General features: G+C 60.9%; 14 protein-coding genes, 4 tRNA genes and 2 pseudogenes. 12 read left to right on the forward strand and 8 right to left on the reverse strand.

What is annotated here, in order from left to right; all coding sequences use genetic code 11:
* Positions 1-24 precede the first annotated feature (24 nt).
* A complete protein-coding gene (thiO, locus tag GN234_RS22745) occupies positions 25-1,125 on the forward strand; it encodes a glycine oxidase ThiO (RefSeq protein ID WP_176689114.1) in 1,101 nt (366 codons plus the stop codon).
* A 1,241-nt stretch (positions 1,126-2,366) separates the two neighbouring features.
* Complete coding sequence (locus GN234_RS22750; protein WP_176689115.1) at positions 2,367-2,732, forward strand: DUF6124 family protein; 366 nt, start codon at positions 2,367-2,369, stop codon at positions 2,730-2,732.
* 174 nt (positions 2,733-2,906) lie between these two features.
* On the opposite strand, the gene GN234_RS22755 is transcribed toward GN234_RS22750, so the two are convergent.
* From GN234_RS22755 to GN234_RS22770, 4 genes are all read right to left on the reverse strand, one after another.
* Positions 2,907-4,253, reverse strand: coding sequence for a sigma-54-dependent transcriptional regulator (locus tag GN234_RS22755; RefSeq protein WP_163856580.1), 1,347 nt, complete (start codon positions 4,251-4,253; stop codon positions 2,907-2,909).
* On the reverse strand, positions 4,250-5,839 hold the full coding sequence (locus GN234_RS22760; RefSeq protein ID WP_176689116.1) for a two-component system sensor histidine kinase NtrB: 1,590 nt from the start codon (positions 5,837-5,839) through the stop codon (positions 4,250-4,252). The genes GN234_RS22755 and GN234_RS22760 overlap by 4 nt, the downstream gene beginning before the upstream one ends.
* Positions 5,829-6,062: a PP0621 family protein gene (locus tag GN234_RS22765; protein ID WP_109756371.1), complete on the reverse strand. Its 234-nt coding sequence runs from the start codon at positions 6,060-6,062 to the stop codon at positions 5,829-5,831. Before GN234_RS22765 ends, GN234_RS22760 begins: the two co-directional genes overlap by 11 nt.
* 125 nt (positions 6,063-6,187) lie before the next feature.
* Complete coding sequence (locus GN234_RS22770) at positions 6,188-7,204, reverse strand: outer membrane protein assembly factor BamD (RefSeq protein ID WP_176689117.1); 1,017 nt, start codon at positions 7,202-7,204, stop codon at positions 6,188-6,190.
* Between the two features lie 151 nt (positions 7,205-7,355).
* Here GN234_RS22770 and rluD point away from each other — a divergent pair, with 151 nt between their 5' ends.
* From rluD to GN234_RS30420, 9 genes and pseudogenes are all read left to right on the forward strand, one after another.
* Positions 7,356-8,318: a 23S rRNA pseudouridine(1911/1915/1917) synthase RluD gene (rluD, locus tag GN234_RS22775; RefSeq protein WP_116833478.1), complete on the forward strand. Its 963-nt coding sequence runs from the start codon at positions 7,356-7,358 to the stop codon at positions 8,316-8,318.
* Positions 8,315-9,040, forward strand: a complete 726-nt coding sequence (gene pgeF, locus GN234_RS22780; protein ID WP_163856586.1) for a peptidoglycan editing factor PgeF — start codon at positions 8,315-8,317, stop codon at positions 9,038-9,040. Before rluD ends, pgeF begins: the two co-directional genes overlap by 4 nt.
* Positions 9,041-9,170: 130 nt before the next feature.
* Entirely contained in the window at positions 9,171-11,735 is a 2,565-nt protein-coding gene (gene clpB / locus GN234_RS22785; RefSeq protein ID WP_053125348.1) for an ATP-dependent chaperone ClpB, read from the forward strand.
* A 299-nt stretch (positions 11,736-12,034) separates the two neighbouring features.
* Positions 12,035-12,110 (forward strand) — tRNA-Asn (locus GN234_RS22790).
* Between the two features lie 7 nt (positions 12,111-12,117).
* Positions 12,118-12,194 (forward strand) — tRNA-Pro (locus GN234_RS22795).
* A 5-nt stretch (positions 12,195-12,199) separates the two neighbouring features.
* Positions 12,200-12,275 (forward strand) — tRNA-Lys (locus GN234_RS22800).
* A 93-nt stretch (positions 12,276-12,368) separates the two neighbouring features.
* A tRNA-Pro gene (locus GN234_RS22805) sits at positions 12,369-12,445 on the forward strand.
* 145 nt (positions 12,446-12,590) lie between these two features.
* Positions 12,591-13,313: pseudogene (locus GN234_RS30415) on the forward strand (MCP four helix bundle domain-containing protein); the annotation flags it as partial.
* 303 nt (positions 13,314-13,616) lie between these two features.
* Positions 13,617-14,216 (forward strand): annotated as a pseudogene (locus GN234_RS30420) (methyl-accepting chemotaxis protein); the annotation flags it as partial.
* Positions 14,217-14,424: 208 nt separating this feature from the next.
* Here GN234_RS30420 and GN234_RS22815 read toward each other — a convergent pair.
* The 4 genes from GN234_RS22815 to GN234_RS22830 are packed head-to-tail and all read right to left on the reverse strand — an operon-like array spanning position 14,425 to position 17,160.
* On the reverse strand, positions 14,425-15,723 hold the full coding sequence (locus GN234_RS22815; RefSeq protein WP_176689118.1) for an NAD(P)/FAD-dependent oxidoreductase: 1,299 nt from the start codon (positions 15,721-15,723) through the stop codon (positions 14,425-14,427).
* 60 nt (positions 15,724-15,783) lie between these two features.
* The gene (locus GN234_RS22820; RefSeq protein WP_003185543.1) at positions 15,784-15,957 is read right to left on the reverse strand and encodes a DUF3094 domain-containing protein; all 174 of its coding nucleotides are present in this window, start codon (positions 15,955-15,957) and stop codon (positions 15,784-15,786) included.
* 52 nt (positions 15,958-16,009) lie between these two features.
* Complete coding sequence (locus GN234_RS22825; protein WP_116833475.1) at positions 16,010-16,537, reverse strand: MOSC domain-containing protein; 528 nt, start codon at positions 16,535-16,537, stop codon at positions 16,010-16,012.
* On the reverse strand, positions 16,534-17,160 hold the full coding sequence (locus tag GN234_RS22830) for a DUF1780 domain-containing protein (protein WP_003205682.1): 627 nt from the start codon (positions 17,158-17,160) through the stop codon (positions 16,534-16,536). Before GN234_RS22830 ends, GN234_RS22825 begins: the two co-directional genes overlap by 4 nt.
* A gap of 145 nt (positions 17,161-17,305) precedes the next feature.
* Here GN234_RS22830 and GN234_RS22835 point away from each other — a divergent pair, with 145 nt between their 5' ends.
* Complete coding sequence (locus tag GN234_RS22835) at positions 17,306-17,992, forward strand: energy-coupling factor ABC transporter permease (protein WP_116833474.1); 687 nt, start codon at positions 17,306-17,308, stop codon at positions 17,990-17,992.
* The last annotated feature ends 62 nt before the right edge of the window (positions 17,993-18,054 follow it).

Genomic DNA, 18,054 nt, shown 5'->3' on the forward strand with positions numbered 1-18,054 from the left:
CTGTCTTATGAGTCGAATCAGAACATGACCAGGCAACAGCAAGTGGTGATTGTCGGCGGCGGAGTCATTGGCCTGTTGACAGCGTTCAATCTGGCGTCCGAAGGGCAGCGCGTGGTGCTGCTGGACCGCTCCAGTGTCGGCCAGGAATCGTCCTGGGCCGGCGGCGGTATCGTGTCGCCGTTGTACCCCTGGCGCTATAGCCCGGCGGTCACGGCGTTGGCCCATTGGTCGCAGGACTTTTATCCACAACTGGGCGAGCGCTTGTTCGCGGCGACCGGGGTCGATCCGCAAGTGCATGTCACCGGATTGTATTGGTTGGACCTGGATGACCAGGAAGAAGCGCTGGCCTGGGCCGAACGGGAAGGGCGTCCGTTGCTGGCTGTGGATATCTCAATTGTCCACGATGCGGTGCCGGTGCTGGGCGCGGGTTTTTCCCGGGCGATCTACATGGCCGACGTGGCCAACGTGCGTAATCCCCGGTTGGTGAAATCCCTCAAGGCGGCGTTGCAGGCGCTACCTAATGTCACGTTGCATGAACACTGTGAAGTCAGCGGATTCATCCGTGATGGCGGGCGAGTGGTGGGGGTGCACAGTTCTGCCGGTGAAATTCGTGGCGATGAAGTGGTACTGGCCGCCGGTGCCTGGAGTGGCGAGCTGCTCAAGACATTGGGCTTGAAGTTGCCGGTCGAGCCGGTCAAGGGCCAGATGATCTTGTACAAGTGCGCGTCGGATTTTCTGTCGAGCATGGTGCTGGCCAAAGGGCGTTATGCGATTCCGCGTCGTGATGGGCATATCCTGGTTGGTAGCACGCTGGAGCGCGAAGGTTTTGACAAGACCCCGACTGATGTTGCGCTGGAGAGTCTGAAGGCTTCGGCGGTGGCACTTATTCCGGAACTGGCCGATGCTGAGGTGGTTGGGCATTGGGCTGGGCTGCGGCCCGGATCGCCCGAAGGCATTCCTTATATCGGCGAGGTGCCTGGGGTGGCGGGGTTGTGGTTGAACTGTGGGCATTATCGCAATGGGTTGGTGTTGGCGCCGGCGTCGTGTCGGTTGTTTACGGATTTGATGTTGGGGCTTGAGCCTGTGATTGATCCTGCGCCTTATGCGCCAGCGGGGCGCTTGTAAGGTTCGGTTTTGGCTTGGGAGTTTTGGTGACGAGGCGGCCTTAAAGCCGACCGGGATTTGTTGACCGAGTACATATCCATTCCTGCGGTAACGGCCACTTATGGTTTCGCTTTTACAGCGACTCACTTTCGAAGAGCCCGGAAGCCGGCCCAGTCGAAAGTAAGCAAAGCGCTTCTGCCCCACCACTCGGTGCCTCGCCTAGGCTCGGCATGCCCGAACGAAGGCATTGCTCCGTGGGCCGCCGCGAAGGGCCATCCATGGCCCAGCGCGGCTACCTCGGCATCCATGCCGAGGTGCCCACTGCGCAATACCTGCGTTCGGCCATCGTGGTTAACGGGGCGCCGAGATCAACGTCCACCGCGAGGCGGCCTGACAGCCGGCCTGGCTCTCCCCGGTGGTACACCAATCAGATTTTGTGGGAGCAAAGCTTGCTCGCGAAGGCGGCCTTACAGCCGACCTGCTTCTCCTGCTGTGCCCCCGATCCAATTGTGGGGCTGTTCGCGAAGGCGGCGGTACAGTCGATGAATATGTTGAATGCTCCAGTCTCTTCGCGAGCAGGCTCGCTCCCACAGGAGGATCGCGATCATCAAAAAATCAGGTCGGCTATAAGGCCGCCTCGCAGTGGACGTTGATCTCGGCGCCCCGTTAACCACGCTGGCCGAACGCAGGTATTGCGTAGTGGGCATCCCGGCATGGATGCCGGGATAGCCGCGCTGGGCCATGGATGGCCCTTCGCGGCGGGCCCACGGAGCAATGCCGGAGTGAGGGCACACCGAGCCTAGGCGAGGTGCCGAGTGGTGGGGCAGGAGCGCTTTGGTTACTTTCGCGCTTTTCGAAAGTGACCCGCTGTAAGAGCGGAACCATAAGTAGCCGTTACCGCAGAAACGGATATACACACCGCCCTCACAGCCGACCTGTCTTTGTGGGAATGATCGGACAAAGTTCTGATTCGAACCGAATTTTCAGACGAGTTCTGGCGGTTGCCGGGTGGGAAGGGCTTTGGCTAACCTTTTCCCGTCGCTGCCAATTCAGCGTCCGGGCGTCGCGGCCCGCTAACTTGGTGCATAATTCCAGTCGACGACAGTGCTTCGGTATTTGTCGTCGTGCCATGGCTGGCTGTGCGTGGGATACCTTCGGGTATGCCGGGTGTTCAAGTTCTCGGTCCGCGAACCTGCGTACAGCTGCCACCTCCAATTGCGTCGCGGCGATCGGTGGCAGCTCCAAAAACTTGGAGATGCACAATGATTAAAGATACGCCCAATCCCCCCGAAAAAGGTTCCTCGTCAACCGGCGTCGATCCTGATCACCAAAAACTCGATGAAGCCGCCAAACGCGCCCTCGACTATTACCTCGGCCCAAAACCCGAAGCCAAAAAGAAACCAACCTCAAACCAGTTATTCACTGTAGTGGACGGCATCGACACCGAATGCCTCCTCACCAACCTCAGCGAAACCCTGGCCTCCGCCAACGCAACGGTCAGCGACCTGGCCTTCGAGCTCGAAGGCTCGCGGCGACATATCGCCTTGGGGGTACAGCAATTGATTGAGTTGAGTGAGTTATTGGCCAATCGTGTTCTGGACGAGTGGGTACCTGTGCCGGAGGGCTAGAGAGCGGCGTTACAGAGGGTGAACGCCGAACCTGTGGTGAGAGAGCTTGCTCCCGCTGGGACCTGAGATCTCGGAGTGTGAGGTTGATTGAGTCGCTGCTTTGGGGCTGCTTCGCAGCCCAACGGGGATAAATCCCCTCGCCACAGAGGCAGGCGCGGGCTTCGAAACCGCGGCTCAATCCAACCCCAACTTCTTTAACCGATACCGCATCGACCGAAACGACAACTTCAACCGCTGCGCCGCCGCCGTGCGGTTCCAGCGGGTTTGCTCCAGGGCCTGGAGGATGAGCTTGCGCTCGACGTCTTCCAGGTAATCCTCCAGGTTGTCGACCTGCATCAAATCGGGATTGCCCGCCTCAGTAGTACTATTACCCTCGGCCAGGCGCAGGTCGTCGGCTTCGATTTGTTGCTGTTCGCAAAGGGTGTAGGCACGTTCAAGCATGTTCTCCAGTTCCCGCACGTTGCCCGGGAAGCGGTAATTCCTGAGAGCGTCCAACGCCTGGGGATGCAACTTGGCCGGTGGACTACCGGTGTTGGCCGCCAGACGCTGGAGCATGTGATTGGCCAGCGGTTCGATGTCTTCGCGACGTTCGCGCAAGGGCGGGACGCGCAGTTCGATGACATTTAGCCGGTAATACAAATCCTGGCGAAAGCGCCCGGCGGCGACTTCGGCATCCAGGTCCTTGTGGGTGGCGCAGAGAATTCGCACGTCCACCACTTCTTCCTGTTGGCCGCCAACAGCGCGCACGGCCTTTTCCTGGATGGCGCGCAGTAGCTTGACCTGCATCGCCAGGGGCAGGTCGGCCACTTCATCGAGGAACAAGGTCCCGCCATGGGCGGCCTGGAACAGCCCGGGCTTGTCTTCGATGGCGCCGCTGAAGCTGCCTTTTCGATGGCCAAAAAACTCGCTTTCCATCAGCTCAGTGGGAATCGCTCCACAGTTGACTGGCACAAAACCCTGGTTGGAACGGGGCCCCTGTTCGTGGATCAGCCGGGCGACCAGTTCCTTGCCGCAGCCCGATTCCCCGCTGATGTACACCGGTGCCTGGCTGCGAGCGAGTTTTTCGATCTGTTTGCGCACATTGCGCATCGGCGGGGAGTCACCCAGCAGGCAACGCTCGATAGTGCTTGCCGGAAGAGCGACCGGCGGCAGGCGCAGGGCGCTGCTGACCAGCTCCCGCAACCGACCCAGGTCGACCGGCTTGGTCAGGAAGTCGAAGGCGCCGGCCTTGAGGGCGTCGATGGCGGTTTCCAGGCTGCCGTAGGCAGTGATCATCGCCACGGGCAGCTGCGGGTAGCGCTGCTGGATGTGCTGCACCAGTTCCAGGCCGGTGCCATCGGGCAGGCGCATGTCGGTCAGGCACAGGTCGAAGGTATCCCCCGCCAGCAGGCTTTGGGCCTCGGCCAGGTTCTTGGCGCTGCGGGTGTCGAGTTTCATCCGGCCCAGGGTAATGTCCAGGAGTTCGCGGATGTCCGGTTCGTCGTCGACGATCAGGATTCGTTGCCGTGAGCGAATATTCAAATCTGTTTCCGTCCGTGAGCAAAGGTGATGCGAAAGCAGCCGCCGCCTTGGCGTGGTTTGAAGTCTAGGCGGGCCTGGTTGCTTTCGCACAGCTCACGGGACAGATAGAGCCCAAGGCCGGTGCCCTGGCTACTGGTGGTAAAGAAGGGCTCGAACAAGTGCGCTTGCTGTTCTGGAGTCACGCCGGGGCCGTTGTCGATGATGTCCAGTGTGGACAGCTGGCTGTGGGGGTCGATGAACAGTTTCAGCCAGACCTCGGCCTGTTCGTGGGCCATTGCGCTGTGGCGCCAGGCGTTGCGCAGCAGGTTGTCGAGTACCTGGGTCAACTGGTCGGGGTCCATCAGCGTGGTGTAGTCGCCCGGATCGATGCTCAGGTGCAATTGCTGGTGCTCGGCCATGCTTTCGTGGGCCTGTCGGACGAACTGTTCGAGCCAGGTCCGCAGATCGAGGCGTTGGGGTGTGGTTTGCTGGCGGCGAGACAGTTGCAGGACGTTTTCAATGACGCGATTCATTCGTTGAGAGTGATCTTGAATAATCTGCGTCAGACGCCGATCCGCGTCGTTCAGTTCCTCGGATTCGCGCAGCAATTGCGCCGCGTGGCTGATGGCGCCCAGGGGGTTGCGGATTTCGTGGGCGATGCCGGCCGTCAGGCGTCCGAGGGAGGCTAGCTTGAGTTGTTGGGCCTGCTGCGCAACCTGGGCCAGGTCTTCGAGGAAGACCAGGATCTGATGTTGCTCGTTGTGGCCCAGGGCGATGAAGCTCGGTTGCAGTGCCAGGCCTGTGCCGCTGATGGTCAGGCTCTGTGCGCGCAGGCTAGGGTTGTTCAGCCACAGTCGCAGACGTTCGACCAGGGCGACGGAGTAGTCATCGATCCGCTGGCCGACCAGGTCGTGCATGCCCAGCAGGTTCAAGGCGCTTTCGTTGGCCAGTTGTACCCGACGTTCGCGGTCCAGCACCAGGATGCCGGTGCGCATGCGTTGCAGGATCAGCGCGTTGAGTGCTTCGAGGCCGATCACTTCGCTGGCCCGTTGCTCAGCCAGGGTTTCGCTGGCTTCCAGTCGTCGGGTCAGGCCTTGTACCAGCAGGGCGGCGGCGAAGCACAGTGCCCCCAGGGTCCCGGCTTGCAGGTAGCTGCTGGGGCGGTTCGAGTCGCTCAGGCCGAGGAAGAAAGTCGAGCCGACGATACCGATCGTGGCGACAGCGGCGATCAACAGGCCGACTCGGCCTCGCAATAGCGTATTGCCGATGGCTACCGAGACGATGAGCAGGTTGCCGATGGCGCTGGGCACACCGCCTGCGGCGAAGAACAGCCACGAAAGCAGCAGTACGTCGGTGAGGGCCAGGCCGAACAGCCGGGCAGGGCGGCGAGTGTTTTCAAGGAACACTACAAGCAGGATGTTCAGCACCAGATACAACCAACTGCCGCTGCGCAGCAGGTCGTCGTTGGCGAACTCCAGCAGGCGATTGTCCAGTTTGCTGGAGATCAGCAGCACCAGGGTGATGCCGATGCTCAGGCGGTACAGGTGATAGAGACGCAGCAGACGCTGCGTCTGTTTTTCGCGCGGGCTTGAGGTCTCAGCGCTCACGAGTGCCCGGGCCTTGCTCGAGGTGAGCCTGGCTGCAATACCATTGTTGTTCGAGGGCCAGTGCCCGGTCGCGAGGCAGGTGTACGCCGCAATGAGCGCAACGGACCATGGGGGGAGCGTCCTGCTCGCGGGGTGCCTGTGATGGGGAAGAGGTGCTCTTGAGCTTGCGCCAGAACCATACCGCGGCGGCAATCAGGGCGATCCAGAACAGTAAACGAAGCATGATGGGCGGCTTTTTGGCTAATGATCCGGCAGTTTAGCCAAGGACATGAACGGCGCACAGCGCTATAAAAGCCAGGCACAAAAAAGGGAGACCGTCGGGTCTCCCTTTTGGCTGATGCCCTGGTCTCAGTCGAACAGGCCGAAGGTCAGGTGGCTGAACCAGGAGCGGTCGCTGGACTCGTTCTCAGGCTCTTCTTCTTCGATCACGTCACCATTTTCATCCTTGGGCTTGAGTTCGTTCGGGATGGCTTCCTTGGCATCCTGGAATTGGCGTTGCACGTCCTGGTTGGCGCGCGTCTCTCCCGGCGGCAGCGGCGGACGCGACTCGATCAGGCCCAGGGTCGCCTTGCTCAGCCACGAACGGTTGTCCGCTTCGTCGACCCGCGGGGTGAACTGACCATCGACCAGGGATGGGTGATCCGGGTAGTTCAGCTTGAGGGTTTCCAGGCTGGTGGCCGCCAGGTCGTCCAGGTGCAGGCGCTGGTACGCTTCGATCATCACGGCCAGGCCGTCGCCCACCGATGGGGTTTCCTGGAAGTTTTCCACCACGTAGCGACCGCGGTTGGCAGCGGCGACGTAGGCCTGACGAGTCAGGTAGTAGTCGGCTACGTGGATTTCGTAGGACGCCAGCAGGTTGCGCAGGTAGATCATGCGCTGCTTGGCGTCCGGCGAGTAGCGGCTATTGGGGAAGCGGCTGGTCAGCTGGGCGAACTCATTGTAGGAGTCGCGCGCGGCGCCCGGGTCACGCTTGGTCATGTCCAGCGGCAGGAAACGCGCCAGCAGGCCGACGTCCTGGTCGAAGGAGGTCAGGCCCTTGAGGTAATAGGCGTAATCGACATTCGGGTGCTGCGGGTGCAGGCGAATGAAGCGCTCGGCGGCGGATTTGGCGGCTTCCGGCTCGGCGTTCTTGTAGTTGGCGTAGATCAGTTCCAATTGGGCCTGATCGGCGTAGCGACCGAACGGATACCGCGACTCCAGGGCCTTGAGCTTGGCGGTGGCGCTGGTATAGCTGTTGTTATCCAGGTCGTTCTGCGCCTGTTGGTACAGTTCGACTTCGCTCAGGTTTTCGTCTACGACTTCCTTCGACGAGCAAGCAGCAGTCAATGCGAGGATGGCGATCAGCAGCAGGTGTTTCACTTGCATGGCGGCTTGCGTCCCTATGACGGCCGCTGTCTTGGGCGGGGCCGTCCTGTTATGATGAGCGCCCCGTTGAAAAGCCTCGGGGCAAAAGACGCCGTATTTAACCACAAGCGCGCAGCCGAAACCAAAGGCTGTGCCGACGCCCAGTCCGAGCATGTCCGATAAAATAGAACTTCGCGCAGAGGTGCCGTCCGAATTGGGCGGCCAACGCCTCGATCAAGTCGCCGCACAACTCTTCGCCGAGCACTCGCGCTCGCGCCTTTCCGCCTGGATCAAGGACGGCCGCCTGACTGTGGATGGGGCGGTGATCCGCCCGCGCGACATCGTCCACGGCGGTGCCATCCTCGAGCTGACCGCCGAGCAGGAGGCCCAGGGAGAATGGGTCGCCCAGGACATCGCCCTGGACATCGTCTATGAAGACGACGACATCCTGGTGATCAACAAGCCGGCGGGCCTGGTGGTGCACCCGGCTGCCGGTCATGCCGACGGGACGTTGCTCAATGCCTTGCTGCACCATGTACCGGACATCATCAATGTGCCGCGTGCCGGCATCGTGCATCGTCTGGACAAGGACACCACCGGTCTGATGGTGGTGGCCAAGACCATCCAGGCGCAGACACAACTGGTCACTCAGTTGCAAAGCCGCAGCGTCAGCCGTATCTATGAGTGCATCGTGATCGGCGTGGTCACCGCCGGTGGCAAGATCAACGCACCGATTGGCCGTCACGGCCAGCAGCGCCAGCGCATGGCGGTGATGGAGGGCGGCAAGCAGGCGGTCAGCCATTATCGTGTGCTTGAACGCTTCCGTTCCCACACGCATGTGCGGGTCAAGCTGGAAACCGGGCGTACCCACCAGATCCGTGTGCACATGGCCCACATCAACTTTCCGTTGGTGGGTGACCCGGCCTACGGCGGTCGCTTCCGCATTCCGCCAGCCGCCAGCCAGACCATGGTCGAATCGCTGAAGAATTTCCCGCGCCAGGCGCTGCACGCGCGTTTCCTGGAGTTGGATCATCCGACGACCGGCAAGCGCATGAGCTGGGAGTCGCCGTTGCCGGATGACTTTGTCTGGCTGCTGACGTTGCTCAAGCAGGACCGCGAGGCGTTCGTCGGATGAGTGACTGGCTGATACCCGACTGGCCTGCGCCGGCCCGGGTCAAGGCCTGCGTCACCACCCGAGGGGGCGGCGTCAGCCTGGCGCCGTTCGACAGCCTCAACCTGGGCGATCATGTGGGCGACGACCCCACGGCTGTCGCCGAAAACCGCCGTCGTCTCACCGATCAGTTCGCCATCACCCCGGCCTGGCTGCAGCAGGTCCACGGCATTGCCGTGGTCGAGGCTGACCCCACCCAGGTAGCGACCGCCGATGCCAGTTGGACCGACACACCGGGTATCGCCTGCGCGGCAATGACGGCGGACTGCCTGCCCGTACTGTTCTGCAACCGTGCCGGCACCCGCGTCGCAGCGGCCCATGCCGGTTGGCGCGGGCTGGCCAACGGTGTGCTGGAGGCCACCCTCGACAGCCTTGCCGTGCCTGCGGATGAAATCCTCGCCTGGCTCGGCCCGGCCATTGGTGCGCAAGCGTTTGAAGTCGGGCCGGAGGTGCGTGAAGCCTTCATCGCGCAATTGCCCCTGGCGAGCCAAGCCTTCGCTGCTAGCCCCAACGCCGGCAAGTTCCTGGCCGATATCTACCAACTGGCCCGTCTGCGTCTGGCCGCGCGCGGGGTCACGGCCGTCTACGGTGGCGGTCTCTGCACCGTGACAGACCCTCGTTTCTTTTCCTACCGCCGCAATCCGCGCACCGGTCGCTTCGCCTCGCTGGTCTGGATCGAACGCTAGACTTCTCTGATCTGTATCAAGGGCGCCCGGCTTGAATCTTCCAGAATCGACCACATGTATAACGGTATCTGGCAGGTTTCTTCATTCAGGATGTTTCCAAGGTCCGGCCTGCTCATTAGGAAGGTGACCCATGCGTATTGATCGTTTAACCAGCAAATTACAGTTGGCCCTGTCCGATGCCCAGTCCCTGGCCGTCGGCCTGGACCATCCCGGTATCGAACCGGCGCATTTGATGCAAGCCATGCTCGAACAGCAGGGCGGTTCCATCAAGCCCCTGCTGATGCAGGTCGGCTTTGACGTCAACAGCCTGCGCAAAGAACTGGCGAAAGAACTCGACCAGTTACCCAAGATCCAGAATCCGACCGGTGACGTGAACATGTCCCAGGACCTGGCGCGGCTGCTCAACCAGGCCGATCGCCTGGCCCAGCAGAAGGGCGACCAGTTCATTTCCAGCGAGCTGGTGCTGCTCGCCGCCATGGACGAAAACAGTAAGCTCGGCAAACTCCTGCTTGGCCAAGGCGTGAGCAAGAAAGCCCTGGAAAATGCCATCAACAACCTGCGTGGCGGCGAAGCGGTCAACGACGCCAACCACGAAGAGTCGCGCCAGGCGCTGGATAAATACACCGTCGACCTGACCAAGCGTGCCGAAGAAGGCAAGCTCGACCCGGTGATCGGCCGTGACGACGAGATCCGCCGCACGATCCAGGTGCTGCAACGCCGCACCAAGAACAACCCGGTGCTGATCGGTGAGCCGGGCGTGGGTAAAACCGCCATCGCCGAGGGCCTGGCCCAGCGCATCATCAACGGCGAAGTGCCGGATGGCCTCAAGGGCAAGCGGCTGCTGTCCCTGGATATGGGGGCCTTGATCGCCGGCGCCAAATACCGTGGTGAATTCGAAGAGCGGCTCAAGGCGCTGCTCAATGAGCTGTCCAAGCAGGAAGGACAGATCATCCTGTTCATCGATGAACTGCACACCATGGTCGGTGCGGGCAAGGGTGAAGGCTCGATGGACGCCGGCAACATGCTCAAGCCAGCGTTGGCTCGTGGCGAGCTGCACTGCGTCGGCGCGACCACGCTCAACGAGTACCGCCAATATATAGAGAAAGACGCGGCCCTTGAGCGGCGCTTCCAGAAAGTACTGGTGGAGGAGCCGAGCGAAGAGGACACCATCGCTATCCTGCGCGGCCTTAAAGAACGCTATGAAGTTCACCACAAGGTGGCGATTACCGATGGCGCGATCATCGCGGCGGCCAAGCTCAGCCACCGCTACATCACCGACCGCCAATTGCCGGACAAGGCCATCGACCTGATCGACGAGGCGGCCAGTCGCATCCGCATGGAAATCGACTCCAAGCCTGAAGTGCTGGATCGGTTGGAGCGGCGACTGATTCAACTCAAGGTCGAATCCCAGGCCCTGAAGAAAGAAAGCGACGAAGCGGCGAAGAAGCGTCTGGAAAGGCTGCAGGAAGAAATCGTTCGCCATGAACGCGAGTATTCCGACCTCGAGGAAATCTGGAACTCGGAGAAAGCCGAAGTCCAGGGCTCGGCGCAGATCCAGCAGAAGATCGAACAGTCCCGCCAGGAGCTGGAAGCGGCGCGCCGTAAAGGCGACCTCAATCGCATGGCCGAGCTGCAGTACGGGGTGATCCCGGATCTGGAGCGCAGCCTGCAAATGGTCGACCAGCACGGCAAGAGCGAAAACCAGTTGCTGCGCAGCAAGGTCACCGAGGAAGAAATCGCCGAAGTGGTCTCCAAGTGGACCGGTATTCCGGTGTCGAAAATGCTCGAGGGCGAGCGTGACAAGCTGCTGAAGATGGAAAGCCTGCTGCACCAGCGCGTGATTGGTCAGGAAGAAGCGGTGGTGGCGGTGTCCAACGCCGTGCGCCGTTCCCGCGCCGGGCTGTCGGACCCTAACCGGCCGAGCGGTTCGTTCATGTTCCTCGGCCCTACCGGTGTCGGTAAGACTGAATTGTGCAAGGCGTTGGCCGAGTTCCTCTTCGATACGGAAGAGGCCATGGTGCGCATCGACATGTCCGAGTTCATGGAGAAACATTCCGTGGCACGGTTGATCGGTGCGCCACCAGGTTATGTCGGCTATGAAGAGGGTGGCTACCTGACCGAGGCTGTGCGGCGCAAACCGTACTCGGTGATCCTGCTCGATGAAGTCGAGAAGGCGCACCCGGATGTGTTCAACATCCTGCTGCAAGTGCTGGAGGATGGTCGCTTGACCGACAGCCACGGGCGCACGGTGGATTTCCGTAACACGGTGATCGTGATGACCTCCAACCTGGGCTCGACGCAGATCCAGGAACTGGTGGGTGACCGCGAGGCGCAGCGCGCTGCGGTGATGGATGCGATCTCTACCCACTTCCGGCCAGAGTTCATCAACCGGGTCGACGAAGTGGTGATCTTCGAGCCGTTGGCCCGCGATCAGATTGCCGGCATTACCGAGATCCAGTTGGGTCGCCTGCGCAGCCGTCTTACCGAGCGTGAGCTGAAACTGCAATTGAGCGATGAGGCATTGGACAAGTTGATTGCCGTGGGTTACGACCCGGTCTATGGCGCACGGCCGCTGAAGCGGGCGATCCAGCGCTGGATCGAAAACCCGCTGGCGCAGTTGATCCTGTCGGGTCGCTTCATGCCGGGTGAAACCGTGACCGGTACGGTGGAGAACGACGAAATCGTCTTCAACTGAAAGCCGGCATTGCCTGCAATTGGAATGGCCTCGCTTTGCGAGGCCATTTTTTTCATCAGGCCGTTGAACTCAAAGGAAAAGGCTTGTAAAGTGCGCCCCGCAGTCAGTCACCCCAAGGACGACTTCTCACTGAGAAGGAATCCAAAATAAGTTGCAAATCATTGTCTTGAAAGCAATTTAAGGGGTTGACAGAGGTTTTGAAGATTGTAGAATAGCGCGCCTCAGACACACGAACGCAGCGATGCGTAAGGGTAGAAGAGGTTGAAGCTAGCTTCAACGTTGTAACTTGAAATATCAGTTCCGTGATAGCTCAGTCGGTAGAGCAAATGACTGTTAATCATTGGGTCCCAGGTTCGAGTCCTGGTCACGGAGCCATTTCAATCGGGGTATAGCGCAGTCCGGTAGCGCGCCTGCTTTGGGAGCAGGATGTCAGGAGTTCGAATCCCCTTACCCCGACCATATTTGGGTCGTTAGCTCAGTTGGTAGAGCAGTTGGCTTTTAACCAATTGGTCGTAGGTTCGAATCCCACACGACCCACCATTTTTGAAACCAGTTCGCTGGAATCGAATCTTAAGATCAGAGGCCAAAAGCGCTGATCGAGAAGGCGACTTGCGAAGGTCGCCTTTTTTTTACCGGGGTATAGCGCAGTCCGGTAGCGCGCCTGCTTTGGGAGCAGGATGTCAGGAGTTCGAATCCCCTTACCCCGACCATATTGAAAATCCTCGTATCGAAAGATACGGGGATTTTTTTTGCCTGCGATAAAGCAGATTGCCTTAAGTCATCGTACAACCTGCCGATAACCCACCGACAGGGGCATGGCCCCACTTCAGGCCAATAATAAAAAAGGCGCTCCCCATGGTTCTTCGTCAACTGAATATCGCCCCCCGTGCTGCGTTGGGTTTCGCTTTGATCGCCGTGCTGGTGGCATTGCTCGGGGTGTTTGCGCTGGGACAGATGTCGAGTATCCGTGACAGTGAAGTTGCGGTAGAAACCCAGTGGTTGCCCAGTATTCGCGGCGGTGACGAGATCCGTGAATTGATGTTGCGCATCCGCACGATCTCCCTGCGCATGGCCCTGGACCAGGATCCGAAGAACATCTCGGTGTATCGTGGGCAAATGGACACCCGCGACAAGGAACTGAGCGAAAAAATCGCCAGTTACGAAAAGCTGGTCGTCACGCCTGAAGGCAAAGCGCTTTATGACCAGTTCAAGCAAACCTTCGCTGCTTACCGCACGGGCATCGCCCAATCCTTTGCACTGGCAGAGCAGGGACGTCGGGACGAGTTGATCAAGCTGCTGCTGGTGGACATGAAGACCGTGGTGGACGGTTCCGGCAAACAACTCAACGACCTGGCGGAGCTGTTCTCCAAACAAGTCTCCATCGAAAGCCAGAAATCCCAGGAGCACTACGTCAATTCCCGGATGATCGTCAGCCTGTTCATCGTGCTCGCCGCCCTGGCGACGGTGGCCCTGGCCATGCTGCTCACCCGCAGTATCGTCAAGCCTTTGGGCGAGGCCTTGAATGCTGCCGAGAACGTTGCCCGAGGCGACCTGACCCGACCGATCGAGACCCACGGCAGCGACGAAGTGAGCCGCTTGCTCAAGGCGCTGGCGACCATGCAGCAGAACCTGCGTGAAACCCTGCAGGGTATCAGCGGCTCGGCTACCCAACTGGCGACCGCCGCCGATGAGCTGAACGCGGTCACCGTCGATAGCACCCACAGCCTGCAACAGCAGAACAACGAAATCGAACAGGCGGCCACTGCCGTCACCGAAATGACCACCGCCGTGGAGGAGGTCGCGCGCAATGCGGTTTCCACCTCCGATGCCACGCGTCAGTCCAGTGAGTCGGCGTCCCTTGGGCAGCAGCGGGTCAGCGACACGGTCGATGCCATCGGCGCCCTTGCCAGCGATGTGCAAGTGACTGGCGGCCTGGTGCAATCCCTGGCCAACCAGTCGCAGGATATCGGCAAGGTGCTGGATGTGATCCGGGCCATCGCCGAGCAGACCAACCTGCTGGCCCTCAACGCGGCCATCGAAGCGGCCCGGGCGGGTGAGAGTGGACGGGGGTTCGCGGTGGTCGCGGACGAGGTGCGGGCGCTGGCTTATCGCACGCAGCAATCGACCCAGGAAATCGAACAGATGGTCCAGGGCATGCGCAGCGGTGCCACCCAGGCACTCGACTCCATGCAGGCCAGCTCCAGTCGCGCCGCCAGCACCCTGGCGATGGCGGAACGGGCAGGGGAAGCGCTACAGACCATCACGGCCTCGGTCAACGAGATCCACGAGCGTAACCTGGTGATCGCCAGCGCCGCCGAAGAACAGGCGCAAGTCGCCCGTGAGGTGGATCGCAACCTGGTGAACATTCGTGACTTGTCGGTGCGCTCGGCCTCCGGCGCGGACCAGACCAGCGCGTCCAGCCATGAGTTGTCGCAACTGGCGAATTCGCTGCGCACGATGGTGCAGCGGTTTCAGGTTTGATTGATGCTGCGGAGCTCGATTTTTATCGTTTAGATGACTATTGACTGCACTGCCGCCTTCGCGAGCAAGCCCGCTCCCACAGGAGATCGAGTATTTCATGAGTATGCGATCAACTGTGGGAGCGGGCTTGCTCGCGAAAACGGTGGAACAGGCGATGCACCTCTAGAACCCATCTCTGTCACGAGCAGTTTACGCGTCGCTTTTATCCTCAGTGCAACTTCAGCCGAGGCTCAGTCCCACGCCCGATCTTGCTCCCCAACATCAGCATCGCCGTGCGAAACATGCCGTACAGCGCCATCTGGTGCATGCGGTACAGCGACACGTAGAACATCCGCGCCAGCCAGCCTTCGAGCATCACGCTGCCGGTCAGGTTGCCCATCAGGTTGCCCACTGCCGAGAACCGCGACAGCGAGATCAACGAGCCGTAGTCGGTGTACTTGTATTCAGGCAGGGCCTTGCCCTCGATCCGCAGCTTCAAGGACTTGGCCAGCAGCGAGGCCTGCTGATGCGCTGCCTGGGCGCGGGGCGGGACGTTGCGTTCGCTGCCGGGTTGCGGGCAGGCGGCGCAGTCACCGAAGGCGAAGATGTTCTCGTCACGGGTGGTCTGTAGCGTAGGCAGCACGTGCAACTGGTTGATCCGGTTGGTCTCCAGGCCGTCGATGTCCTTGAGGAAGTCCGGTGCGCGAATCCCGGCGGCCCAGACTTTCAGGCTCGCGTCGATCACTTTGCCATCCGCCGTAATCAGGCTGTCGGCGGTCACCTGGCTGACAGCGGCGTTGGTCATGACATTGACCCCGAGTTTTTCCAGGGTCTTGTGCACCGGTCCGCCGATACGCTCCGGCAGTGCCGGCAAGACGCGTGGGCCTGCCTCGATCAGGGTGATGTGCATGTTTTCCGGTTTGATGCGGTCCAGGCCGTAGGCGTGCAGTTCGTGGGCGGCATTATGCAGCTCGGCCGCCAGTTCGACCCCGGTCGCACCGGCGCCGACGATGGCGACGCTGATGCGCTCGACGATATCGGTCTGCCCGGCATGGGCACGCAGATAGTGGTGAAGCAGTTGCTGATGGAAACGCTCGGCCTGTTTGCGGGTATCGAGGAACAGGCAATGCTGCGCCGCGCCTTCGGTGCCGAAGTCGTTGGTGGTACTGCCGACGGCAATTACCAGGGTGTCGTAGGCCAGTTCCCGGGCCGGCAACAACTCGACGCCTGCCTCGTCATAGGTGGCGGCCAGTTGGATTCTCTTGCGCTCGCGATCCAGGCCACTCATGCGCCCGAGCTGGAACTCGAAGTGGTTCCATTTCGCCTGGGCGACATAGTTGAGTTCGTCTTCGGAAGAGTTCAGGGAGCCGGCGGCCACTTCATGCAGCAGGGGTTTCCAGATGTGGGTCAGGTTCGCGTCGACCAGCATCACACAGGCCGTACCGCGCTTGCCCAGAGTCTTACCCAGACGGGTAGCCAACTCCAGACCGCCGGCGCCGCCGCCAACGATGACAATACGATGAGTCATGGGGATATCTCGCAAGGCTAAAGGAAATCGGTGCCGTTACCTGCGCGAGCATCAAGCGGCTCATAGCGTCAGGTAACTGATCAGTCGGCTCAACAGGCCCAGGCCGATGGTCACGGCCAGTACCACCACCAGGAGCATCCACGGCCGGAAGGGCCGGCGCTCGACTCGGTGCTGGGACAGTTGCAGGTACTCTTCGACATGCTTCTGGTCATCTGGGTTCAGGCGGCTGGTCATAAAGGCCTCGTCAGGTAGACGTTGCGAAAGGTGTAGACGCTACAGCGTCCGGCTATCCGGCATTGAAAGCAGCGTAGCCGCTCGCCGGAACAGGTTCGACACGCAAGCTGTCGTCCAGGCGAATGATTCCACTTTTTAACACCCGGGCTGTGATTCCGCCATGGCCGCGTACGGCCTGGAACGTCCCTTCGCCGAGGTTTCGCTCCAGTCGCGCGCACGGCTGGCACCAGCCGGTGGTTTCGAAGATCGCCTGGCCGATGCGAAAGCGCCGGCCCTTGAGGCTGAACAGATTGATGCCGCTGATCACAAGGTTGCGTCGCAGCTCTTGTGGCAACACCGGTTGATCCGCCGCGCGGCCCATCAGGGAACTGATCACGGCCAGGTGCTCCCACTGAATCAAGGTGACTTGCCGGGCATTGCGCACGCCGGGGCGGGCATGATCACCCGTCAGGCCGGCTTCCAGGCGGGCCTCCACGGCGTCCAGTTCGATCATGGGGGCATGGCCCTGGGGGCGCACGCCAATCCAGCGTACGCGGCCCTGCTGCGGCACGGCGGCGATCAGTTCCTGCAACGGGCTCACAGGCTGATCCCGACATCGAACACAATGCTGCGCCCCAGGTTGCTGCGCAGGAAGTCCGGTGCATCGGGATGGGCGAACAGCACCCGGGCAAAGGTTGGCCCCACCAGCGACAGCGAGCGCCAACCCTGGCGCAGGTATTCGGTCGGCGGCGGGAAATGGCTGTTGAGGTCCAGCACTTCGCGCTTGAGGCTGGCGAAGGCGATGATGTCCAGGTCGCCCAGGTCCATGCCGCGCTCGGTGTAGTTATGGGCTTTCTTGCGCAGGGTCGGGGCCAGCCGCATCAGGAATTCATTGGCCGGGATCCGCCGGGGCTTGGCCTCGCGACGCACCAGTTGGCTCAGGGAGAACGCACTGCGGCGGCGTTGCAGTTCATCGCGCCATTCATCATTGAGACGGCGGCCCTCGTCGAGCACGAAAAAAACCTCGAAATTGGCATCGCGAAACAAGACGTCCGGCGGTTCGCCGGCCGGCGCGAACTCGTCGGCGCGATAAGGCACGTTCAACCCTTGCAGCAGGCGTTGGCAGACCCAACGCTCACGCTCCCATTTGCGGGCATTGGAGAGAAAGGCGTTGGCTTGCTCGGCCGCGATGGTCAGCAGGCGTAAGTAATCGGAGTCATCCATGAGCCCAAGCTTAGCGTTCAATTGCGACAAGCTGGAAGCGTTGCGTTGATTAATGGCCGTTATGGGGCGGGGTGTAGACTGCCAGCTTGGATCGCGAAGCGATCAAGGAGTCTTTGATGCAAGGGCAAGTGAAAGGAGTAGTCCCATGATCGGTGCTGAACTGCTCTCACCGCAGACCCTGGCGGCCGGTTGGCTGATTTATGTGCCGGTATTGGTCTGGGCGGTGTCGCGAGCACCGTGGGTCGAGTTGTTCACCGACAGTCGTCGCCAGCACCTGCTGTTCGGCACGGTGTTGGCGTTGTTCATGCTGTGGCTGGTGCGCCGGGATTTCGACACGGGTGTCTCGTATCACTTCATAGGCATGACCGCCGTGACGTTGCTGCTGGACTGGCCCTTGGCGATCCTGGGGGGGCTGTGTGCACAGTTTGCGCTGGTGCTGTTGGGGCGCCAGGACATGGCGGCGGTAGGGGTCAACGGTGCGCTGTTGATCCTGTTGCCGGTGCTGGTTACCGAGTGTTGCGCGATCCTGGTGGAGCGCGCCCAGCCGCGCAATCTGTTCGTATATATCTTCTGCTCGGGTTTTCTCGCTGCCGCGCTTTCGGCGTTGGCGTGCCTGCTGCTGGGGCTTGGCCTGCTGTGGTACGACGGTATATTCGCCATGCCTTACTGGCTGGAAGATTTTGTCGGCTACCTCTGGCTGATCATTTTTCCCGAGGCCTTCATCAACGGCATGGTGATCAGTGCGTTGGTGGTGTTCAGCCCCGAATGGTTGGAAACCTTCAACCGCACGCGCTACCTGTCGGCCCCGTGGAACGATGATGACAAGCCTTGATTCACGTCAAGGCTGCACAATCGCACGCCCTTCATGCTCTGGAAAACTTCCAGGAGCACAAC

The sequence above is a fragment of the Pseudomonas bijieensis genome (genome assembly GCF_013347965.1).
GTDB classification, from domain to species: Bacteria; Pseudomonadota; Gammaproteobacteria; order Pseudomonadales; family Pseudomonadaceae; genus Aquipseudomonas; species Aquipseudomonas bijieensis.